The sequence below is a fragment of the Spirochaetota bacterium genome, assembly GCA_034190085.1.
In the GTDB taxonomy this organism is placed as follows: Bacteria; Spirochaetota; UBA4802; order UBA4802; family JAFGDQ01; genus JAXHTS01.
The window spans coordinates 14,137-35,320 of sequence record JAXHTS010000030.1 but is presented as its reverse complement, the minus strand read 5'-3'; the positions used below and the strand labels follow the sequence as shown (position 1 = coordinate 35,320).

Here is a 21,184-nt window from a genome sequence, read left to right as displayed (position 1 = left end):
TAAAAAGCAACCAACACAAGATTAAGTTAATGCTAAAATAGGCTTTCAATAGCAATATATTGATATTTTTGAGGAGAATTAATGGCAAGTATACAAGATGAATTATTTGGTTTTATAAAAGAAAATTTCATCGCTGGACGGAGCGATGCAGAAATAGTGCCTGATGAGTCATTGATTGATAGCGGTATAATGGATTCTACGGGCATATTGGAATTAGTTATGTTTTTAGAGGAGAGATTTTCTATTGAGATTGATGATGAGGAGTTAATTCCAGAAAATCTGGATAGTATAAATAATCTCATTTCTTTTTTAAAGGGAAAAGGAATTGAATGAATAATCATTATAAATCCTCGAGATTGTTGTCATATATTCTTAAGGAATACAATTCTATACTATTTGAAGTACAGCTATAAGCTGTCAATTAACTTCAATATCACCTATTGTGATATCATTACCGTGAGTAATCTGACCTACTGCATCTCAACTTGAAATCGCTTTATTCAATAGTTTATATTGTTAAATGAATACTTCTGAGACAAATTGAATTATTAATAAACATAATAAGGAGATAAAAGATGGTATTTTGTTCTAAATGTGTATTGCCAGAGACATTCCCAGGTATAAATTTTGAAGAAAAGGGTATTTGCAATTATTGCTTACATACACCAATACCTGATGAAGGTAAAAAAAAGGATTATTTAAATGAGTTTGAAGACCTATTGAATAGCAAAAAGGGTAAAAACGACTATGATGCAATTGTTGCCTATAGTGGAGGTAAGGATTCAACTTACACACTTCATTTTTTAATAAGCAAATATGGCCTTAATGTCTTAGCATGGACTTTTGATAATGGTTTTTTATCAGATCAGGCTAAAATCAATATTATTAATATGACAGATAAAATAGGTGCAACCAGTATGATCGTAAGACCACCATTTGATATTATGAAGAAAGCCTTTCGATTCGCTGCAATCAATGATATCTATAGCGCAAAAACATTGGATAGGGCAAGCTCTATCTGTACTACCTGTATTGGACTTGTTAAAGCATTAGTTTTAAAAACAGCATTGCATATGAATATTCCCTTAGTAGCATATGGTTGGTCACCTGGTCAGGCTCCCATAAGCTCAGCAATAATGCAGACCAGCCCTCGACTTCAACGTATGACACATAAAACTATAAAGGAGCCTTTTCTCAAACAGGTGGGACCAGAATTAAGCACCTATTTTGTTACAGATGCTGAACTTGATATCGATAAGGAGAGATGGCCTAAAAATATCCACCCATTAGCATTTGTTGATTATAATGAAGAGGAGATATTGAAGGTAATTCAATCCCTAGGGTGGAAAAAGCCCTCTGATACTGATCCAAATTCAACTAATTGTCTTTTAAATGCCTTGGCCAATTATTTACACAAAAAGAGGTTTGGGTTTCACCCTTATGCATGGGAGATAGCAGGGATCGTAAGGGGTGGTAATATGCATCGGGAAGAAGGCATTATCAAGACCAATCAGGAAGAGGATATGAACATGGTAAAATATGCAGCCGATAAGCTGAATATTGAAATATCCGATTAGTAAGCAGTTTTAGATAGGTTTAATGTCAACATTATAAACTAATTTGATTATTTATATCATATCAGTTGAATATAGACAATTCCTACAGTGAAGATTAATGTTATTATCAGCAATTTAATTTTTAGCCACATCAAGCCTCCATTGGATATTCACGCATATACTTCTTTATTGATTTTAATATTGACCTATACCAATCATCTACTATTAGCTCCCTATCCTCACGACGAAGAGATCGTTCATGAATATATTCTGTCCAATTTTCAAATCTGGCAAGTCTATTTGAATGCGATAGACGAAGTCCTTTTTTCTTCAAATCTTCAATTGTAAGAGAAATCTCATCGTATAATTCTTTATACTCCCTCCTGATGCTTGAACCTCCAGTTAATCCTGTAGTCAATGCAAATTCAACCATAATCTGTTTAATTCTATCAATTTTATATCCCAACTCTTGGATCTGCAACGGTTCTATTAAGTGTTTCCAGGGTTGTTTTAGAGCAAAGGATGGAATATTGGTATAATTCTTAGTGTAGTACACGTTGGTAGGTTTCAATTCTGCTATGCCATCTATATATAAACTTACTTTCTTAAATTCCGATTTAATATTTTTTGGTAGGAGATCTTTGCCAAAGCTTTCATGGAATATAATACCTAAGGGTAGGGCATAATCAGCTAATCTACATGCTAAATTGATCACCCTTCCAAAACAGTCTATTGTTTCGTTGTTTGAGATAACACGCAGCACTTCCCCCCTTGTTAAACCAATCCCAATCTTGCTAGGCACTGAAAAGGTTATCATTGGATCTTTTTCAAAAAAGGAAGGGAATTCTATAAGTAGTCTCCAACACATGACAATTGCGTCTTTAATTACATCCTTAACATTGCTTTCATTATATGGAATTATAGCAATCAATCCATCGCCCATTGGCTTAAAAAATGTGCCTTTAAAAAAGAAATAATCGGAAATTATTTTCATAAAGGTCTTGTATATAAACATGGCGATGTTATTTAGAGTTTCTTTTTCGCTAAATGAGGAGAATCCTCTGATGTCAAAGCTAATAATTACACTATGCTCTGACTTATATTTAATATTGCCTGATAATAATCTCTTAAACTCAAACTTTGAATACATATTCTTCTCCTGGAGATAATTAATTATTGCTTATATGAATAAATCTTCCTTCCATCAATTATTTCCATTCTGTCCATCACTCCGTTTGTTGTTGATAGTAGTTTATATTCATGAAAACGCTGGTTTTCTCCATCAATGTCTATTGTTATTCCACTTCCTGCATCCTTATCTACTGGGTGGAATATTTTCTAATAACTCATTAAAGGGAAAAGTATTGTTACATATATTATTCTATTCTCATGGAGGTTGATAATAGCAGATCCTGTGTCGATCGGTGATCAGAGATATTCCTATATTTTGATTTTAATGAAATTAATAATTGTTGTAGCACTCACAAATTCATCATAACAATGTATCTCGATAAGATTAATATCTTAATAATAGTAAATTAAAGATATAATGAATATAGTCATGATAAAATTTTTGATTATTAAAATAATATTTATAATTACATGTCATATGGTTTTGTCAATGAAATAATTTACGTTATCATTAAATGAGTACTCTTGGAATAGATTTACGATCCTCAAACAGATAAGGTTAATAGGATAAATTATAAAAATGCAAGAAATTTTCTTTTTGAAACTAGGGCTAGTGGCAGTTTTTGGATCATAGAAAAAATATTTATTGTCTGGAGATTTATAATATTGCTGTAGTGATTTCAAAATGGAGGTAATTTTTTATATTTAATGTGTAGTATGTTATGATTAGCATAGTATATCGAAAAAATGCTACTAAAAAAATATTGACTCTTCATCATAAATTGCTATTATAAATTATATTTAGCATTATACTATTCAATATAAATAATACTTTAACAATATCTATCACACCGTAAGAAGTAAAAAGTAAAGCAACTCAAATAAGCCAAGTGTGAAGTGAAGAAATTCTAATTAGCAATATTTAAGGAATGCGATTTTAATGAAAAGAATCGAAAAGGATTCACTGGGAACACTTAAGTTACCACAGGATGTATATTATGGCATTCAGACAGCGCGAGCACTCTACAACTTTCCAGTTAGTGGCATCCATGCACATCCAGTGTTTATAAATGCCTATACCATTATCAAGAAATCTGCTGCCCTAACAAATATGGAACTTAAATTATTAGATCGAAGGAAGGGCAAAGCCATAGTAGAGGCAGCAAGTGAAATCCTTTCAGGAGAATTTATAGATCAGTTTGTTGTTGACGTATTTCAGGCTGGAGCTGGCACTTCCTTCAATATGAATGTGAACGAGGTGATAGCGAACAGGGCCTTAGAGATTCTCGGTTATCCAAAGGGCGAATATGACTATTTGAATCCGAATGATCATGTGAATATGTCACAATCAACAAATGATACCTTCCCCTCTGCTTCTCATATCGCTGTGGCGACTTTTTCAGGAAAGCTAATTGCAGTTTTGCATAATCTTGCAGATTCATTTCTTGAAAAAGAGAAGGAATTTTTACATATTCCTAAATCAGGACGCACTCACTTGATGGATGCAATGCCCCTTACTCTTGGTGCAGAGTTTGCAGCCTATGCTTCAGCTATAGAACGATCTATAGAACGCATTTCTCAACGGCGGAATGATCTCTTTGAACTAGCCATTGGAGGTACAGCTACTGGCACTGGAGCAAATACCCATCCTGACTATATGAAAAAGGTAATTGCTTATATCTCAGAATTATGTGATGAAGAATATATTCCAGCTCATAACAGTTTCGAAGCGTTACAGAGTCGTTCTCAGTTGTCTGCATTTTCGAGTTCTTTAAAGGAATTGGCGCTTGAGTTAATTCGCATAGCTAATGATCTTAGGCTTCTTGGCTCCGGGCCAACAACAGGGCTTGCTGAAATTGAGTTCCCTCCTGTCCAACCCGGTTCCTCCATAATGCCTGGTAAGGTAAACCCTGTTATGGCCGAATGTCTTGATATGATATGCTTCCAGGTTGTAGGTAATGATATGGTTGTTGCATTAGCCGCACAAGCCGGACAAATCGATTTGAATATAATGACTCCTATTATTGTATACAATATTTTACAATCTATTGAAATATTTACCAACTACCTGCCTGTATTCTGTTTGCGTTGCATAAAGGGAATTAAGGCAAACGAGGATGTCTGCCGCTTTCATATAGAGATGAATCCTTCTTTGGCAACGCTACTCTCCCCGAAGATTGGATATCTTGCTGCTTCTGAGCTTGCTAAGGAATCCATAAAACAAAGGGTTTCCGTGCCTGAGCTTGCCGTACACAAGGGTATCTTGACGCCTGAAGAGGCTTCTGAACTCTTCGATCCCATGATATACACTCATAACAAGGGAAAGCAAAAATGAATATTATAATCATTACAAGAATAGATAATTTCACAAAATATTACATATAATAATCAGCGCATATCTATTTTATTACAATCTCCTGGGGAATAAGATTTGCTACAATCCTTATACCAAAAATTTATTGAGAAAATATCTCAAATGATATGCTGTTTGCTCTTGTTTCTCGTAACCCCTGCTTTTGGGGATGATATCCCCCTTTTTAAGAAAATAGTAGAGGAGAACTCGAAGATTAATACGATTGATGCAGAGATTGTTCAATATATCTACACACCGGAGCACTACAGGGAGATATTTAAGGGGAGATATAGGGCAGACAGCAATTATAGGTTTAGGATTGATTATACATTTCCACAAAAACAGATCATTATGAATAATGGAGGTCGGCTTATCTGGTATTATCCTACAGAAAAGATATTATATAGGGTCTCGAAAGGGGATAGCATTTCTCATCAGTCGAATATAAATCCACTAAGGGAATATGAGAAAAATTTTGACAAACAATATGAGGTTAATTATCGTGGGAGGAATCTATACGGTTTTTTTAAAATGGCGCATCAATTTGTTATCAGGGATAAAAAGAGAGGACTTATCACAGACATAAAGGTAGATACAAAGAAGATGGTTATTCTCACAAAGATTGTGAAGGGTAGAGATGGAATTGAGATAATGAAGGAACAATATCATGGATATAAAAAGATAGGGAATATATACTTTCCTTCAAGGATAGAGGTTTATGCAAGAACAGCTAACGGAATAACCAGTAATATAACTGAGTACAATAATGTACAGTTGAATTATGCTATAACAGATCAGGTATTTCATATCGATTTTCCTAAAGATATTAGAATTAAATATTTACATTAACAGCAGAATATTCATGCTTTTCTACATTAGCTCATAAACAACGTGTTTGATCTATGCGATTACTCAACCTACCAAGATCAAATCTTTTAATGTATAAATATATTATTCAACTACGAACCCTATTAAGCAGTAAAATAATTTTAGGTTGCATTATCATAATTGGAGTATTGCTCATTGAGGGCTCAATATTTGCTATAGAGATCAGGGATATTGTTTTTATAGGAAATACAGTAGATATTGATATTGAGGATATAATAAAGGATAAGAAGGGCACTTTAACAAGATCGGATATTGAGTCCTTAGGTGTAAAGGTAACGAATGAATATCATAATTGGGGATATACAACCAGCTATGTGACGAGACTTATACTGAGAGAAAATAGTATTTTAGAAATACACATAAATGAATCCAGGATTTTAGGGATAAGTATCTCCGGTGTTAGTGATCAAATGGTTAAGAATATTGAGTCGATGATTGTACCAGTGAAGGGTGAGGTATATAATAGATATACATTAGGGAAAAGGATAGAAAGGGTAAAAAAAATCTATAATTTTGACTCAATCAGCATGTATCCGATCAACTATGAGGACTCCGGTGACGTATTCCTCTCTGTTAAAGCCGAAAAGAGAAGAGGTAACTTCTACGGTGGAATTGGAATTGGGCCGATTTATGGTTTATCTCCAAAACTCGGTTATTTTTATCAACTTAATGATTCTGCTATAGATATTTTTTCGAGAATTGGTTATCGGGATAGTTATTTTAGAAGGGTTGAGGTAGACCTTAAATATTTCTTATTTAATGATCATACAAATATAGGATATTATATAGGTGTCAACACCTCGAGATTGCTTGAAGAATGGGAGTCCCTTGACTCTCAATATAGGTGTTTGTCCATTACTCCAGTTATTGGTATCAGGTATATTCATCGCTTTATAACCTTTGATATATATGCACAAGAGAAAATAACTCAATTGGATAAATATAGAGAGGATATATTCGTTGATTATGATACTAGGTTGACATTGGATCTCGGTTTATCGAACAGATATCATCTGCTATTTCATGAGGAGTCCTCAGATATAAGACTCCTTCTTTCTGGTGGAACGAGCAATGTTGAATGTGATGGTTATATGATATCATCATTATCTGCCAAGACTTCAGTTCTTTTGTTTTCATGGTTGAGATTTATTCCAAGAATCAATTTCTATTATACTACCTCTAATGAGAGATTCTTTTGGAGTTATGTATATGACGAAAACCTTCTCGGTTTTTCTAATGACTTTACATCCTCAAAATGGAAGAATATAGGAGGGATTGACCAGGAGTTAGAAATATCACCGGAGTTTGTGTATGTTGGCCCCTTTATAAATAGCGGATATTTCAAGGATGAATCAGATAAATGGATGGCAGAAACAGGGGGTGGATTTAAGTGTAAGATTTTGTATAGGAAACTGTTGCTTGAGATTTACTATGCTTGGGACCTGTCTCATAGCCCTTCAGAGGGAGGAGTCTATATTCTCGGTGGTGGTAAATTTTAGATCAATGGGAACAGGAAATAATCAATATTTGTAATAGATTTGGTATCTGATATTTAAATTAGTTGTGATAGTCAATCCCTCCCAGATAAGCAGAGATAATAGATCATTTTGTTTGATATGTTGTTAAATAATCGTGATAATATTAAGATTTTTACTTGACCACTTGACCTGATATTATGAATATCAGGCAGGAAATGTTTATTTATCAAATTTAATATACATTCAAGGGGCTATAACAATGAGATATTACATCCTATCTATAATTACGATTTCTCTTATATTGAGCGGTTGCATTACGATGCAGAAGCCAATAGATGATGTCTATTTAAGCGAGATGACTAGTGATGAGGCAGCTAAGTTGGAGAAGATGGAAGGGGAAATAATATCACAGAAAAAGGATAAGGACATAACGGAGAAAAACTTATCCATTGGGGAACAGAAGATAAGAGTGTGTAAGGCTTCAGTTTCTCAAATCCAATCTACAAAGATACTTTTACAGGAAGAGGAGAAATTATACACACTCTCTGATAATACAGAGAAGTTAAATGAAGTACAAAATAAAATAAAAGAATGCATGGGGAGAGAGACGCAGGCCAAAGCCAATTTGAAATATAACATGGCAAAACGAAATGAAATCAAAGCGCTTCTGGACGTTAAAAATTCAGAATTAGCGGTAAAGGTTGCTAAGCTTGATTATGAGAAGGCCAAGATTGCGAAAAAATATCAATCCAAACGACCAGAAAAATTTGGGGATGATATTATTGATGATATCAAATATGAAGATTTCCTCAATGATCAGACAGAAAAACTGAACGAAAAACAAGAAAAACATAAAGAGACAATAGAACTATTAAATAAAGCAGAAGATGAACTGAAAAATACCGGATATGAGGTTGAACAATGAAAGGTATATTTCTTAATATTAAAAAATTTTTATTATTATTGCTTTTCCTAGGGTTGTTATTATACAGCGCTTCTGCTTTGAAAGCTGATATATTCTATTATTCATGGGAGTATAATTCATTATATAATGAAAAAATTGCATTGGAGCTAGAGCTGAAATCTTTGAAAAAGCAATTTAAAAATGAGGTGTCCAGCTTAGAAGCAAGGATCAGGGATTTAGAAAACAATATAGACAATTTAAATAACAAAATTGAACTCCTTCAGAAGGGGAGGGATGAAGATAACAGATTATCCGAAAGGAGAATAAAAGAACTGGAAAAGGTGAGGGATATTCTAAAGAGAAAGAGCAGTGATCGTGAGAAAGAACTCATTAACGAGAATAAGAGATTGCAGAACCAGTGTAAAGAAACAATAGATAAACTGCGTGATGACTTTCAAAAAGAGAGAGAGGCTCATCTTGAGGAGATCGCAAGGCTTAAGGAGCAAAATGAAAAAGATAGGACTAAGATGCAATCCTTAGTAGCTAATCTTTCGGATGAACTTGAAAGCATAAAAAAACTGACTAAATCCCAAAGGCATGAATTGGATAGAATGGCCACACAAGCCAATGATTTGGAAAAACAACTTTCAGTGGAGATAGAGAAGGGCGAGATCCGATTAAAGAGGCTGCACGAGAAGATTATCATCAACATCGATGATAAAATCTGTTTTGATACTGGACGGGCTGTATTAAAGAAAGAAATACTGCATGCATTAGATAAAATCTCAGCAATTCTTTCCGATTATCCGGAGAATCGAATTCATATTGAGGGGCATACTGATAATGTACCAATCAGCAATAAACAGTTCCGAGATAACTGGCAGTTATCTACTGAGCGTTCTCTAGCAGTATTAAACTACCTCCTAAAAAATACAAAATTGGATCCAGGTAGATTTACATCCATGGGTTATGGTGAATATCAACCTATTGTTTCAAATGACACTTCGGAAAATAGAGCCCTTAACCGACGTGTTGACATTGTGGTTGTTCCCAGACTTAAATCAACCAAATGATATAATTGATTTTGAGAATTATTACCCTTATCTATTTAATTGGATTTTAATAGGTTTATTGAATAGTATCAACTGAATAAGAAAAAATTTCATTAGATTAGAATATAATAAATAGTATTAGGATAAAAACTATAACAAAAAAATTTATATAAGGAGAATCTTAAATGTCAATTACGAAGGGACCTTTAAGCGGTATAAGAGTTTTAGATTTAACTCATTTTCATGCCGGTCCATTTGGCACCATGCTTTTGGGGGATTTGGGAGCTGAGATCATCAAGATTGAGCCACCTAATGGGGAACCATTGAGAATGGGGAATCCCAAAGTATCAATTCAAGATAGTTATTTAATTGGTCTAAATCGGAACAAGAAGGGGATAGTATTAGATTTAAAGTCAGAGTATGGGAAAAAGGCTTTTTATGATCTCGTAAAGGAATCTGATATAGTCTATTCCAATTATCGTGCTGATGTAATGAAGAGGCAGGGAACTGATTTTGATACACTTAAAGCAATTAATCCAAAGATCATCCGCTGTAACATATCTGGCTATGGGAAGGAAGGCCCCTATACAGGTTATCCATCCTTTGATATTATCGCCTGTGGACATAGCGGTATATTGAGTATTTCAGGCGAGCCTGGAAGTGTGCCAGTCATACCTGGAGGTATCGCCTTTGCTGATATGATGGGTGGTATCTTTGGAACTATGTCGATACTAGCAGCCCTGATAAAGAGAAATAGAGATAGCAAAGGGATGGAATTAAACGTTAACCTTTTAGATGGTCTATTGGTTATGCAACAAACCATGTTTCAGAATTATTTCTTGTCCGGCAATAAACTCGGACTACAGGGTAGGAGACACCCCTTAGGAGCTGGATACGGTATATATGATACGAAGGATGGATATATTACAATGGCTCCATTAGACCAGGATAAAGCATTAAGACTTATGGGGCTTGAGTCAGAATTAGAGGATCCTAGATTTAAAAATGTTGTGGATAGACTAGCGAATAAAGATGAACTTGATAAGGTAGTTGAGAAAAAATTGATCGAAAAGACTACTGATGAGTGGGTAAAAATCTTTCGTGATGAAAATGATATGGCTTGTGGCCCAGTTTTTGATTATGATCAAATAATGAATGATCCACAGGTGCTTCACAATAAAATGATTATTGATATGGAACTAAAGGGTGAAAAATACAAGACAGTAGGAACAGTATTCAGGTTATCCGATGAAACTGATCTAATAGAAGGTGAACCTGACCCACCTCCAGATCTCAATCAGCATACTGTAGAGGTATTGAGGAGGGTGCTTGGATATTCTGATGAGCTGATTAAGAAGATTCAGACAGAAAATGAAAGCTCAAATCCGATGTTAAAGGATCTATAAAAGTAAATTAGATTGAGATTGAAGTGAAAAATATTTCCAATATTATCTATATGAAGGGAGGATTATAAATGGCAATTACAAAAGGCCCGTTGAGCGGGATAAGAATTATTGATATGAGTCATGCCCATGCTGGTCCATTCGGCACAATGCTTTTAAGTGATCTTGGAGCTGAAATCATTAAATTAGAACCACCAACTGGTGACTTGATGAGATTTGGTATGCCAACAATAGAAGTAAATCCATTATTCTTTTATATATTAACCCTGAATAGAAACAAAAGGAGTATAATATTAGATATTACTGCTGAACATGGGAGGAAGGCCTTTGATGAGCTTGTAAAAATTTCCGATGTTGTTTTTTCCAATTTCAGATCGGATGTTCCCAAAAGGCAAGGGACAGACTATGAAACCCTGAAGAAGATCAATCCAAGAATCATCCGTAGTAATATCTCAGGATATGGAGAGACAGGACCATATGTAAAATATCCAGCTTTTGATATTATTGCCTGTGGCCATAGTGGAATACTAAGCATATCCGGAGAACCAGGGAGCCATCCCATAATACCAGGTGGTATAGCAATGGCGGATATGATGGGTGGCATTTTTGCTGTTATGTCAGTATTAGCAGCATTAGTAAACAGAGACAGGGAGGGAAGGGGCGCAAAGGTTGAATCAAGTCTCTTAAATTCTTTATTAATTATGCAAAAGGTTATTTTTCAAAACTATTTTACCACTGGAGAGAAACCCGGGCTTCAAGGCAGAAGACATCACATGCTACCTACCTATGGAATATTTGAAACCAAGGATAGTTTCATTACACTAGGACCAACTGATGATAGTTTGCTCTTAAAGATAGTAGGTCTTGAATGGATGTTGGAGGATCCAAAATTTAGTAATATGCTTGATAGATTAGCAAATGTAGAAGAATTTACCAAACACTTCGAGGAGGCCCTGCGCCAGAGGACCACTGATGATTGGCTTAAGGTAATACGTGATGAAAATAATATGGCTTCCGGACCTGTATTGGATTATGATCAGGTTGCTAATGATCCTCAGGTCTTAAAAAATGAAATGATAACAGAAATAGAGTTAAAGGGGAAAAAATATAAGACTATAGCTTCAGTATTCAAGATGCCTGGCGTGATTGAAGGGACACCGGAACCAGCACCAGATCATGGACAGCATACTGAAGAGATATTAAAAGAATTATTGAATTACTCTGATGATATGATCCAGAATATAGTGGAGGAAAATAAGTTAGGTGTCTGGAGGATGCAGGAACGTAAGGCAAAAAAATAATCTGAAACATAATAGGGGTCTCAGATAATATGACCCCTATTATTTCATTACTAAGAATGCTTTCTGCTGTAGGTATTTATCTTCTCTAACGAAGCTGCATAACTAACCAGTTTGCCTAAAGCCATTGCGGCACGTCTGCCATCAGAATAGATAGCGAGTCCATCTACTGGTTTGTTATGTCTTGACATCTCATCCAATCCTGGCATGGTGATAAGGGCAACCGGCTTACCACTCTTCTTCACTAAATTCGACACCTCTTCACAAAAACTATTGTCTAACCTACTACCAATTAAGAGCAGTATATCAACTGAATCATCTTCTACCAGCGCCTTAATAGATTTAGTATACCACTCTGGGAAGAACCCTGATCCCATACCCAAGTCAATGGGATTTTTAATACTTGTCCCAACTGAAGGAATAGTTTCAGATATCCTCTTTTGAGTATCTGATGATATCTTTGCGAGTTCGAGTCCTGCATCAATACAGGCATCAGTAGTGCCGACAGCAGGTCCTCCAGGACCTGAAATAATTACTACCCTATTCCCATTTGGTAAAGGCAGATAATAGAAGGTCTGAAGGTAGTCCACTATATCTTCAATGCTTTGCGCGGGAATTATGCCAGATTGGTTTACAACCGCCCTCCATATGTCTCCAGAAATAGCCATAGCCCCTGTGTGGGATGATGCTGCCATTGCTCCACGTTCAGTAGTTCCTCCCTTCCAAATGATAATGGGCTTTTTTTTTGTTATATCTTTAGCCAGTCTACAGAACCTAGCTCCATCTTTAATTGACTCTAAATATGCTATAATTATTTTAGTATCTGTATCCTGGCCATAGTATTCAAGAAAATCAATAGCATTGAGATCACACTCATTACCGCAGCTTACTACCTTGCTAAATCCAATACCATAGCGTATCATAGCCAAAGTCAACATCATGCTGAGGGAGCCGCTGTGTGAGATCATGCCAACCGATCCACCATCCTTGGGCATTCCTGAAAAGATTGACAATCTCGATGCAGGACAATAAATACCCATACAATTTGGACCAATGATTCTCATCTTTCCCTGCCTAGCAATATTTAGTATCTCATTTTCATGCACCTTGCCCTCTGGGCTATATTCACGAAATCCTGATGTAAAGATTATTACTCCCTTAACACCCTTATCTACACACTCCCTTATTACCTGAGTCACTGTTTTCAATGGTGTTGTCACTACCGCAAGGTCTATCTCATCTGGTATATCTACCACCCTGGGATATGCATTTATACCCAAAACATCCTCTTCTTTTGGATGGACAATATAAAGTCTTTTAAATCCCATCTCTATAAATCCACGGGTGAACATAAGTCCAAAATTCCCCTCACGATTTGAAGCGCCAATTACAGCTAATGTTTTTGGATAAAAAATAGCATTGAGTGTGGTAATAATTTCATTATTCATAGTCCCTCCTAAATTAAATTCTATTATTAGCCGGTATGAGTGATTTTGAGTCATCTATGCAATCAAACAAAAAAAATCAATAAAAAACTGATTTTATTGATAAATATAAAATAACGATTTAACAAATGAAGAGTGCTCATGCACAATTGATTGAAGATAATTTACTTTATTTATTATATTGGTTACAATCTAATGTTACTATTTACAAGTTTATGCATTAATGAAATACATAAACGATTATCACTAATTATAGGAGATTATTAAGATTTATAGATATGAATGAGCGGACTAACTCGCGTCTTTTTAAGATATTCTAATATTTAATATTAAATATATTATTAAAAATCTTGACACTGTTCATAAGAATAAATATTTTGGCCTAAGTGTGATTAGATATTCATCTGTATTATATTATATATTTTATCGTAATGAAGCTTTTTTAATGATTACTGGATTACAAACATTAAATATGGATGAAATTACAATTACAAAAATAGCCCATAATTATAATAATATATCATAAAAATATATTCAGGAGGCTAATAAATGGCACAGCTTGACCCAACGAAGTTTGCCGATTGGCAGATCGCTGCGGAGGCAGAGAAGAATATGCCAATGCCAGAGGACTGGCGGCAAAAGTTAGGTTTGGAAAAAGATGAGGTTATTACTTATGGAAGGATCTGTAAACTCGATTTCTTGAAAATCATAGATCGATTAAAGGATAAGCCTGATGGAAAATACATTGAGGTTACAGCTATCACTCCTACACCCCTTGGAGAGGGTAAAACTACAACATCAATGGGATTGATCGAAGGATTAGGTAAGAGAGGAAAGAATGTTGGCGGAGCAATTCGTCAGCCTTCCGGCGGTCCCACCATGAACATTAAGGGAACGGCTGCTGGAGGAGGAAATTCACTCCTTATCCCAATGACCGAGTTCTCTATGGGACTTACAGGTGACATTAATGATATTACAAATTCACACAACCTGGCCATGATCGCCTTAACCTCAAGGATGCAACATGAGTTTAATTATGATGATGAAGAGTTGAAAAATCGAAATCTGGGAAGAAGATTGAATATGGATCCCAATAGAGTGGAGATGAAATGGGCAATCGATTTCTGTGCTCAAGCTATGAGGAATATCATTATCGGTCTTGGTGGTAAGATGGATGGTTTTATGATGCAATCTGGTTTTCAGATCACTGTTAGCTCTGAATTGATGGCAATATTATCCATAGCAAGGGATCTGAAGGATTTAAGGGAACGAATCGGCCAAATGACAGTAGTATATGATAAGAAGGGTAACCCTGTTACCACAAAGGACCTTGGTGTTGATGGAGCCATGTGTGCTTGGATGCGAAATACTATAAATCCGACCTTAGCCTGCACCATAGAGTATCAGCCATGTATGGTCCATGCCGGCCCCTTTGCCAATATCGCTGTGGGTCAGTCTTCAATTATTGCAGACCGAGTTGGTTTAAAGATGTTTGATTATCATATAACCGAGAGTGGTTTTGGTGCAGATATCGGTTTTGAAAAATTCTGGAACGTCAAATGCCGTCTTAGTAGGTTGCAACCAAATGTCTCCGTTGTAACTGCCACAATCAGAGCCCTTAAAATGCATGGCGGAGGCCCTACAGTAAGACCAGGAAGACCATTGCCTGAAGAGTATTCCAAGGAAAACCTTGGTTTATTAGAAAAGGGAATCCAAAATCTTCTTCATCATATCAGCGTTGTTCAAAAATCTGGTATTAAACCGGTTGTTTGTATCAATGCATTCCATACTGACACTAAGGATGAGATTGCTCTGATTAAACGTTTAGTTGAACAAGCTGGCGCAAGATGTGCATTAAGTGAGCACTGGTTAAAGGGCGGTGATGGAGCCCTGGAGTTGACTGATGCTGTTATCGATGCAAGTGAGGAAAAGGTCAATTTCGATTATCTCTATCCTCTAGAATTGCCATTGCGAGAGCGGGTAGCAAAAATTGCCAAGGAGGTATATGGCGCAGATGGCGTAAGTTGGTCAGCAGAGGCTGAGGAGAAGGCAAAAAAATTTGAGGCTGATCCTGCCTTTAAGGATTATTATACTATGATGGTAAAGACACATCTAAGCCTTTCTCATGATCCGAACTTGAAGGGTGTTCCTAAAGGTTGGGAGCTACCCATACGCGATATTCTTCTTTTCTCAGGCGCTAAATTTCTCTGCCCAATGGCAGGTACTATAAGTCTGATGCCAGGAACTTCCTCTTCGCCAGCATACAAAAAGGTTGATGTAGATGTAAACACTGGAGAGGTAACGGGTTTATTCTAATTCCGTTATCCTGACTAATTGTTAAATATCTGGATTTAGATATAGTAGCATACATTCATGTTTTCTTCCCGTTTAGACAAATATAAGCCTTGACGGGAAGAAAACTTTATGTATATAGTCTGTCAATTGCTGATGTTATTTATAATTCTACAAATAAACTCACATATTTACTTAATTGATTTATATGGCAGCATATAAAGGTTGAATTTTAGCATACAACAAATTGATGAAATTCCTTCAGGTGTAAGATTTAATGATACTACTTACTTTTTAACTTCAACTAAAAGGATACAAACCCTAAATTTATAATGCTTAGTATAATGGATAATATGTCGAGATCTTTATATTTTAGAATTGGAAAAGGAAAGATTTAGGAATATAAAATGAGCTACGTAATTGCAGTTGCTGGTAAGGGTGGTACAGGAAAGACTACTACTTCTGCGTTGATTGTTCGTCATTTGTTGAAAAGGAATAAAATCCCAATTTTAGCAGTTGATGCTGATCCCAATTCTAATCTAGCTGAATCGTTAGGTATTGAAATTGAAGAGAGTATTGGAAGTGTTCTCGCCTCTTTTTTAAGGGATAGGGGAAGTGTTCCTCAAGGAATGACCAGGCAGTCTTTTTTAGACCTGAAATTGCATCAGATTTTACAGGAAGGTAAGGATGTAGATGTTTTAGTAATGGGATGTCCTGAAGGCCCAGGATGTTATTGCTCAGCAAACGCGATTCTCAAGGGTTACTTTGAGAATTTAATAAATAATTATAACTATATAGTCTTTGATAATGAAGCAGGTATGGAGCATTTTAGCAGAAAGACAAATGCAAATATCGATCTACTTCTACTGTGTTCAAATTATTCATTAAAAGGATTGAGAACTGCCAAAAGGCTATCTAATCTAGTGGATGATCTGAAGCTTGAGGTAAAAGAGAGATATTTGTTGATTAATAGAACACCAGAAAAGTTAGATGAAGATTTTAATGATGAAATTAGAAAAATTGATTTGCCCTATCTTGGTAATGTTATATCTGATAAGATAATAGAAGATTCTGAAATAAGGGGAATACCTATAACAGAACTTAAAGATGACTCAATAGCAGTACAATGTATTGACAAAATTTTAGAGAAAGTAAAGATCTAATAACAACTAATATAGAAAATTACAGTCATGTAACAAATTCAATATAAGGAGGTCAGTATGGCTGCAAAAATAATTAGCGGGAAGGAGATTGCTGCCCAGATTCGAGAAGAATTAAAAGTAGAAGTTGAAAAATTGAAAAAGGAAAAGAATGTACAGCCTGGTTTAGTCACTATTCTAGTAGGACAGAATCCAGCTTCAATAAGCTATGTCACAGCAAAGGGAAGAACAGCAAAGGAGCTTGGTTTTTTCTCAATACAGGATGATCAACCTGAGGATCTTTCGGAAGAGGATCTCCTAAAGCTGATTGACAAGTATAACAAGGATCCGAAAATTCATGGTATACTGGTTCAACTGCCACTACCTAAGCATATTAACGAAAATAAGGTACTCTATGCAATTGATCCTGATAAGGATGTTGACGGATTTCATCCTGTAAATGTTGGAAGACTTATGATTGGAGAGGCAAAATTCTATCCATGCACTCCCTATGGTGTGCAGCAGATGTTGATCCGCACCGGCGTTAAGATAGAGGGCGCTGAGGTAGTTGTTGTTGGAAGGAGCAATATTGTTGGAAAACCTATCTCAATGATGCTTGTTCAGAAACAGGAGGGAGCAAACGCAACAGTAACGATGTGCCATACCAGAACAAAGGATATGAAAAGTCATACACTAAGGGCAGATATATTGATTGTTGCAGCAGGGAAACCAGATGCAGTTACTGCAGATATGGTAAAGGATGGAGCTGTAGTAATAGACGTTGGTGTAAATCGTGTAGGCATGACACCAGAAGGAAAGGCAAAGCTAAAGGGTGATGTGGATTTTGATGCTGTTAAGGAAAAGGCAAGCGCAATAACACCTGTTCCTGGTGGTGTTGGGCCCATGACGATTACTATGTTGATGTTAAATACTGTTAATGCTGCTAAGCATGCAGCAGGTGTTTTATAGATTAGGCTTATATTTCTTCAAAGCTTTTTTAAGCTTAATAAATACTAATATTATGGAGGACTATACCTTATGGATTATAAACATGTTGAGAAGGAAGATCATAAAGGCAAAAAGGTTAAGCTTCTTGATGAAACCTATGAATCTGGAATACCGGAGACTATTGGTTGTGGGAAAGAGCTTGGTTGGAGAGGTATCCTAAAAACCAAGGAGGAAAAGCTGAAATATATTAAATCAGCAGAACGCTATTGGTACAGCGATGATTGGTTCGGAAGTGAGAAAAGAAGATAACTTTTTATAATATTATTTGGCATTAAGGAGGAGATAAGCAATGGCTTTTGAAATACCAACAATAGACTATTCAGGAAAGATAAGGGAGATTGCCCTCGGAGCTGGGGATAATGTTGTAACTGTTGGAGGACAGACATCTTATCCCTTTTATCTATTTGAGGGAGATATGCCTCATAAACCCAGAATAGCTATGGAGGTTTATGATTATGAACCTGATGACTGGGCTGAGGCTGCAGTTGAGCCGTTTAAGGATGTTCTTGGAGATCCTGTCCAATGGGCAAAAAAGAATGTTGAAGAATATGGCGCTGAGATGATTGCTCTTCAGCTAAAGAGTATTGATCCAAACGGATTGAACAGAAGTGCGGATGAGGCTGCAAAGGTTGCCAAATCCGTAATTGATGCTGTTAATGTTCCTGTTATTCTCTGGGGAGTCGCTAATGCTGAGAAGGACACTGAGGTATTGAGAATACTGAGTGAACAGTGCGAAGGGAAAAATTTAATTATTGGTCCTGTTGAAGAGGCAGATCATAAGCAGATTGGCGCAGGTGCTATAGCCTATAAGCACACAGTTATTGCGTCAACACCAATAGATATCAACCTGGCCAAACAGCTTAATATATTACTGGGAAACCTCGGTGTGCCTGATAATAAAATTATAGTTGATCCAACTACAGGTGCTCTTGGTTATGGGCTTGAATATTCTTATTCAGTAATGGAGAGAGATATGATGGCTGCTCTTACTCAGGAGGATGAAAAGCTACAAAATCCCATCATCTGTAATGTCGGGATTGAGACATGGAAGACAAAAGAGGCAAAATTATCAGCTGATGAAGAACCAACTTTAGGGAATGCCGAAAAGCGCGGTATCATTATTGAGTGTATCACAGCTATGACCATGCTTCTTGCCGGTGCAAGTATAGTTATTTTGCGTCATCCTGATTCAGTAAAATTAATAGATAAAATGATATCAAATCTATCGAGTGAGTAACAACTAATATGTAAGGAGAAATTAAGATGGCAGAAGATAAAGCTATTAGCGTTGATAAGGTAACGCTGGACCTCTACGAAAAGGCTAAAAAGGATAATGTCAACACGGTTTTTGACAGAGCTAGTGATATGAAACCCTGCCCAATAGGTTCTGAGGGTAGTTGCTGCAAGAATTGCTCAATGGGTCCCTGTAGAGTTCCGGCTCCTAAGAAAGAAGACGCTGAAAGAAAGGTTGGGCTTTGTGGTGCAACGGCTGAGACCATTTCAGCGAGAAATTTTATTAGAATGATAGCTGGCGGTGCTGCAGCGCATTCTGATCACGGTAGAGGCGTAGCAGAAACATTTCTAGCTACTGCCAAGGGAGAGATTGCTGGTTATGAGATTAAGGATGAGCAGAAACTATACCAAGTGGCTCAAGACCTTGAGATAGATATTAATGAGAAGGAAGTAAAAGACATCGCTATTGAAATTGGCGAAAAGGCCCTTGCTGAATGGGGCAAACAGGAAGGCGAAGTGCTCTATTTAAAGAAAGCCCCAGAGAAGAGACAGGAAATATGGAGAAAGCAGGGTGTATGGCCAAGAGGTATTGATAGAGAAATCGTAGAGATAATGCATAGAACTCACATGGGTGTTGATCAGGATTATAAATCTCTGATGCAACAGGGGACTAGAGCTGCCCTTGGTGATGGATGGGGAGGATCTATGTTGGCGACTGAACTTCAGGATATCATGTTTGGCACTCCTGTTCCACTCTATTCTGAAGCAAATCTCGGAATCCTGAAAGAAGATCATGTAAATATTATTGTTCATGGACATGAACCACTACTCTCCGAGATGATAGTTGTAGCGGCACAGGATCCGGAAATTCTCAAAATGGCAGAATCTAAAGGCGCAAAAGGAATACAACTCGGAGGGATATGTTGCACGGCAAACGAGATATTGATGAGGCATGGTATTCCAATAGCTGGAAATTTCCTACAGCAGGAGCTTGCAATAACAACGGGCGCTGTTGATGCTATGATAGTCGATGTTCAATGTATAATGCAGTCTCTAGTTAACGTCGCTACATGCTATCATACAAAGGTGATTACTACAAACCCAAAGGCTGATATTACTGGCGCAACGAGAATGGAATTTCATGAGCATGATGCCATCAATTCTGCAAAGGCAATTGTTAAGGCTGCAATTGATAATTATTCAAACAGAAAGGGAGAAATTCTTATTCCCAATGAAAAATCCGGAATGATCGCTGGCTTCAGTCATGAAACAATAAATTATCTGCTTGGGGGCACCTTCAGAGCCTCATACCGTCCCCTAAACGATAATATAATAAATGGTAGAATTCGAGGTATTGGTGGTGTCGTCGGATGTAATAATGCCAGAACGACACATGATAATGATCATTTGACTGTAGTTAAGGAACTCATAAAAAATGATGTTATTGTTCTCACTACTGGGTGTTGCGCAATAGCCTGTGGTAAAGAAGGACTTCTCACTCCAGAGGGAGCGAAATACGCAGGACCAGGTCTTGCTGAGGTTTGTGAAACAGTAGGCATCCCTCCAGTTCTTCATATGGGTTCTTGTGTTGACAATAGCAGAATCTTAATCGCAGCGACAGCGGTTGTTAAGGATGGTGGATTAGGTGATGATATCAGCGACCTGCCTGCTGCTGGTTCCGCCCCTGAATGGATGAGCGAAAAGGCAATTTCAATAGGTCACTATTTTGTCACATCAGGTGTTTACACAGTCTTTGGTACCACCTTCCCAACTACAGGAAGCAAAATATTTACTGATTATCTGTTTAAAGACTTGGAAGAACAGTATGGTGGGATGTGGGATTATGAGCCTGATCCTATTGAGCATGCGAAAAAGATGATAGCGCATATTGACAAAAAACGCAAAGAACTTGGGATTGATAAGAAAAGAGAGAGAATACTCTTTGATATGGAAGCGCGTAGAGAGCTTGCATAAAATGAGTATGCAAATCACGTTTATGATAAT

General features: G+C 36.5%; 17 protein-coding genes. 15 read left to right on the top strand and 2 right to left on the bottom strand.

Features of this window, described 5'->3' with window-relative positions:
• Positions 1-81: 81 nt before the first annotated feature.
• Both SVZ03_05580 and SVZ03_05575 read left to right on the top strand, forming a co-directional pair.
• Positions 82-333, top strand: a complete 252-nt coding sequence (locus tag SVZ03_05580) for an acyl carrier protein (GenBank protein ID MDY6933681.1) — start codon at positions 82-84, stop codon at positions 331-333.
• Positions 334-575: 242 nt separating this feature from the next.
• Positions 576-1,577 carry a hypothetical protein gene (locus SVZ03_05575; protein ID MDY6933680.1) on the top strand — a complete coding sequence of 334 codons (1,002 nt, stop codon included), beginning with the start codon at positions 576-578 and terminating at the stop codon, positions 1,575-1,577.
• 130 nt (positions 1,578-1,707) lie between these two features.
• Here SVZ03_05575 and SVZ03_05570 read toward each other — a convergent pair whose 3' ends face one another.
• Positions 1,708-2,706, bottom strand: a complete 999-nt coding sequence (locus SVZ03_05570) for an adenylate/guanylate cyclase domain-containing protein (protein ID MDY6933679.1) — start codon at positions 2,704-2,706, stop codon at positions 1,708-1,710.
• 921 nt (positions 2,707-3,627) lie between these two features.
• On the opposite strand from SVZ03_05570, the gene SVZ03_05565 reads away from it, so the two are divergent.
• From SVZ03_05565 to SVZ03_05535, 7 genes are all read left to right on the top strand, one after another.
• The gene (locus tag SVZ03_05565) at positions 3,628-5,022 is read left to right on the top strand and encodes an aspartate ammonia-lyase (GenBank protein MDY6933678.1); all 1,395 of its coding nucleotides are present in this window, start codon (positions 3,628-3,630) and stop codon (positions 5,020-5,022) included.
• A 141-nt stretch (positions 5,023-5,163) separates the two neighbouring features.
• The gene (locus SVZ03_05560; GenBank protein ID MDY6933677.1) at positions 5,164-5,889 is read left to right on the top strand and encodes an outer-membrane lipoprotein carrier protein LolA; all 726 of its coding nucleotides are present in this window, start codon (positions 5,164-5,166) and stop codon (positions 5,887-5,889) included.
• An 89-nt stretch (positions 5,890-5,978) separates the two neighbouring features.
• The gene (locus SVZ03_05555) at positions 5,979-7,427 is read left to right on the top strand and encodes a hypothetical protein (protein MDY6933676.1); all 1,449 of its coding nucleotides are present in this window, start codon (positions 5,979-5,981) and stop codon (positions 7,425-7,427) included.
• A gap of 238 nt (positions 7,428-7,665) precedes the next feature.
• The gene (locus tag SVZ03_05550; protein ID MDY6933675.1) at positions 7,666-8,331 is read left to right on the top strand and encodes a hypothetical protein; all 666 of its coding nucleotides are present in this window, start codon (positions 7,666-7,668) and stop codon (positions 8,329-8,331) included.
• The gene (locus tag SVZ03_05545) at positions 8,328-9,383 is read left to right on the top strand and encodes an OmpA family protein (GenBank protein ID MDY6933674.1); all 1,056 of its coding nucleotides are present in this window, start codon (positions 8,328-8,330) and stop codon (positions 9,381-9,383) included. Before SVZ03_05550 ends, SVZ03_05545 begins: the two co-directional genes overlap by 4 nt.
• A 164-nt stretch (positions 9,384-9,547) precedes the next feature.
• Entirely contained in the window at positions 9,548-10,768 is a 1,221-nt protein-coding gene (locus SVZ03_05540; GenBank protein MDY6933673.1) for a CoA transferase, read from the top strand.
• A 68-nt stretch (positions 10,769-10,836) separates the two neighbouring features.
• Entirely contained in the window at positions 10,837-12,066 is a 1,230-nt protein-coding gene (locus SVZ03_05535; GenBank protein MDY6933672.1) for a CoA transferase, read from the top strand.
• A gap of 50 nt (positions 12,067-12,116) precedes the next feature.
• On the opposite strand, the gene SVZ03_05530 is transcribed toward SVZ03_05535, so the two are convergent.
• Complete coding sequence (locus SVZ03_05530) at positions 12,117-13,511, bottom strand: CoA-binding protein (protein MDY6933671.1); 1,395 nt, start codon at positions 13,509-13,511, stop codon at positions 12,117-12,119.
• Between the two features lie 546 nt (positions 13,512-14,057).
• On the opposite strand from SVZ03_05530, the gene SVZ03_05525 reads away from it, so the two are divergent.
• From SVZ03_05525 to cooS, 6 genes are all read left to right on the top strand, one after another.
• On the top strand, positions 14,058-15,824 hold the full coding sequence (locus SVZ03_05525; GenBank protein MDY6933670.1) for a formate--tetrahydrofolate ligase: 1,767 nt from the start codon (positions 14,058-14,060) through the stop codon (positions 15,822-15,824).
• Between the two features lie 383 nt (positions 15,825-16,207).
• A complete protein-coding gene (locus SVZ03_05520) occupies positions 16,208-16,963 on the top strand; it encodes an AAA family ATPase (GenBank protein MDY6933669.1) in 756 nt (251 codons plus the stop codon).
• Between the two features lie 57 nt (positions 16,964-17,020).
• Entirely contained in the window at positions 17,021-17,908 is an 888-nt protein-coding gene (folD, locus tag SVZ03_05515; protein ID MDY6933668.1) for a bifunctional methylenetetrahydrofolate dehydrogenase/methenyltetrahydrofolate cyclohydrolase FolD, read from the top strand.
• Between the two features lie 69 nt (positions 17,909-17,977).
• Positions 17,978-18,196, top strand: coding sequence for a hypothetical protein (locus tag SVZ03_05510; protein ID MDY6933667.1), 219 nt, complete (start codon positions 17,978-17,980; stop codon positions 18,194-18,196).
• 40 nt (positions 18,197-18,236) lie between these two features.
• Positions 18,237-19,184, top strand: a complete 948-nt coding sequence (locus tag SVZ03_05505; protein ID MDY6933666.1) for an acetyl-CoA decarbonylase/synthase complex subunit delta — start codon at positions 18,237-18,239, stop codon at positions 19,182-19,184.
• Between the two features lie 26 nt (positions 19,185-19,210).
• Positions 19,211-21,154: an anaerobic carbon-monoxide dehydrogenase catalytic subunit gene (gene cooS, locus SVZ03_05500; GenBank protein MDY6933665.1), complete on the top strand. Its 1,944-nt coding sequence runs from the start codon at positions 19,211-19,213 to the stop codon at positions 21,152-21,154.
• Positions 21,155-21,184: the final 30 nt, after the last annotated feature.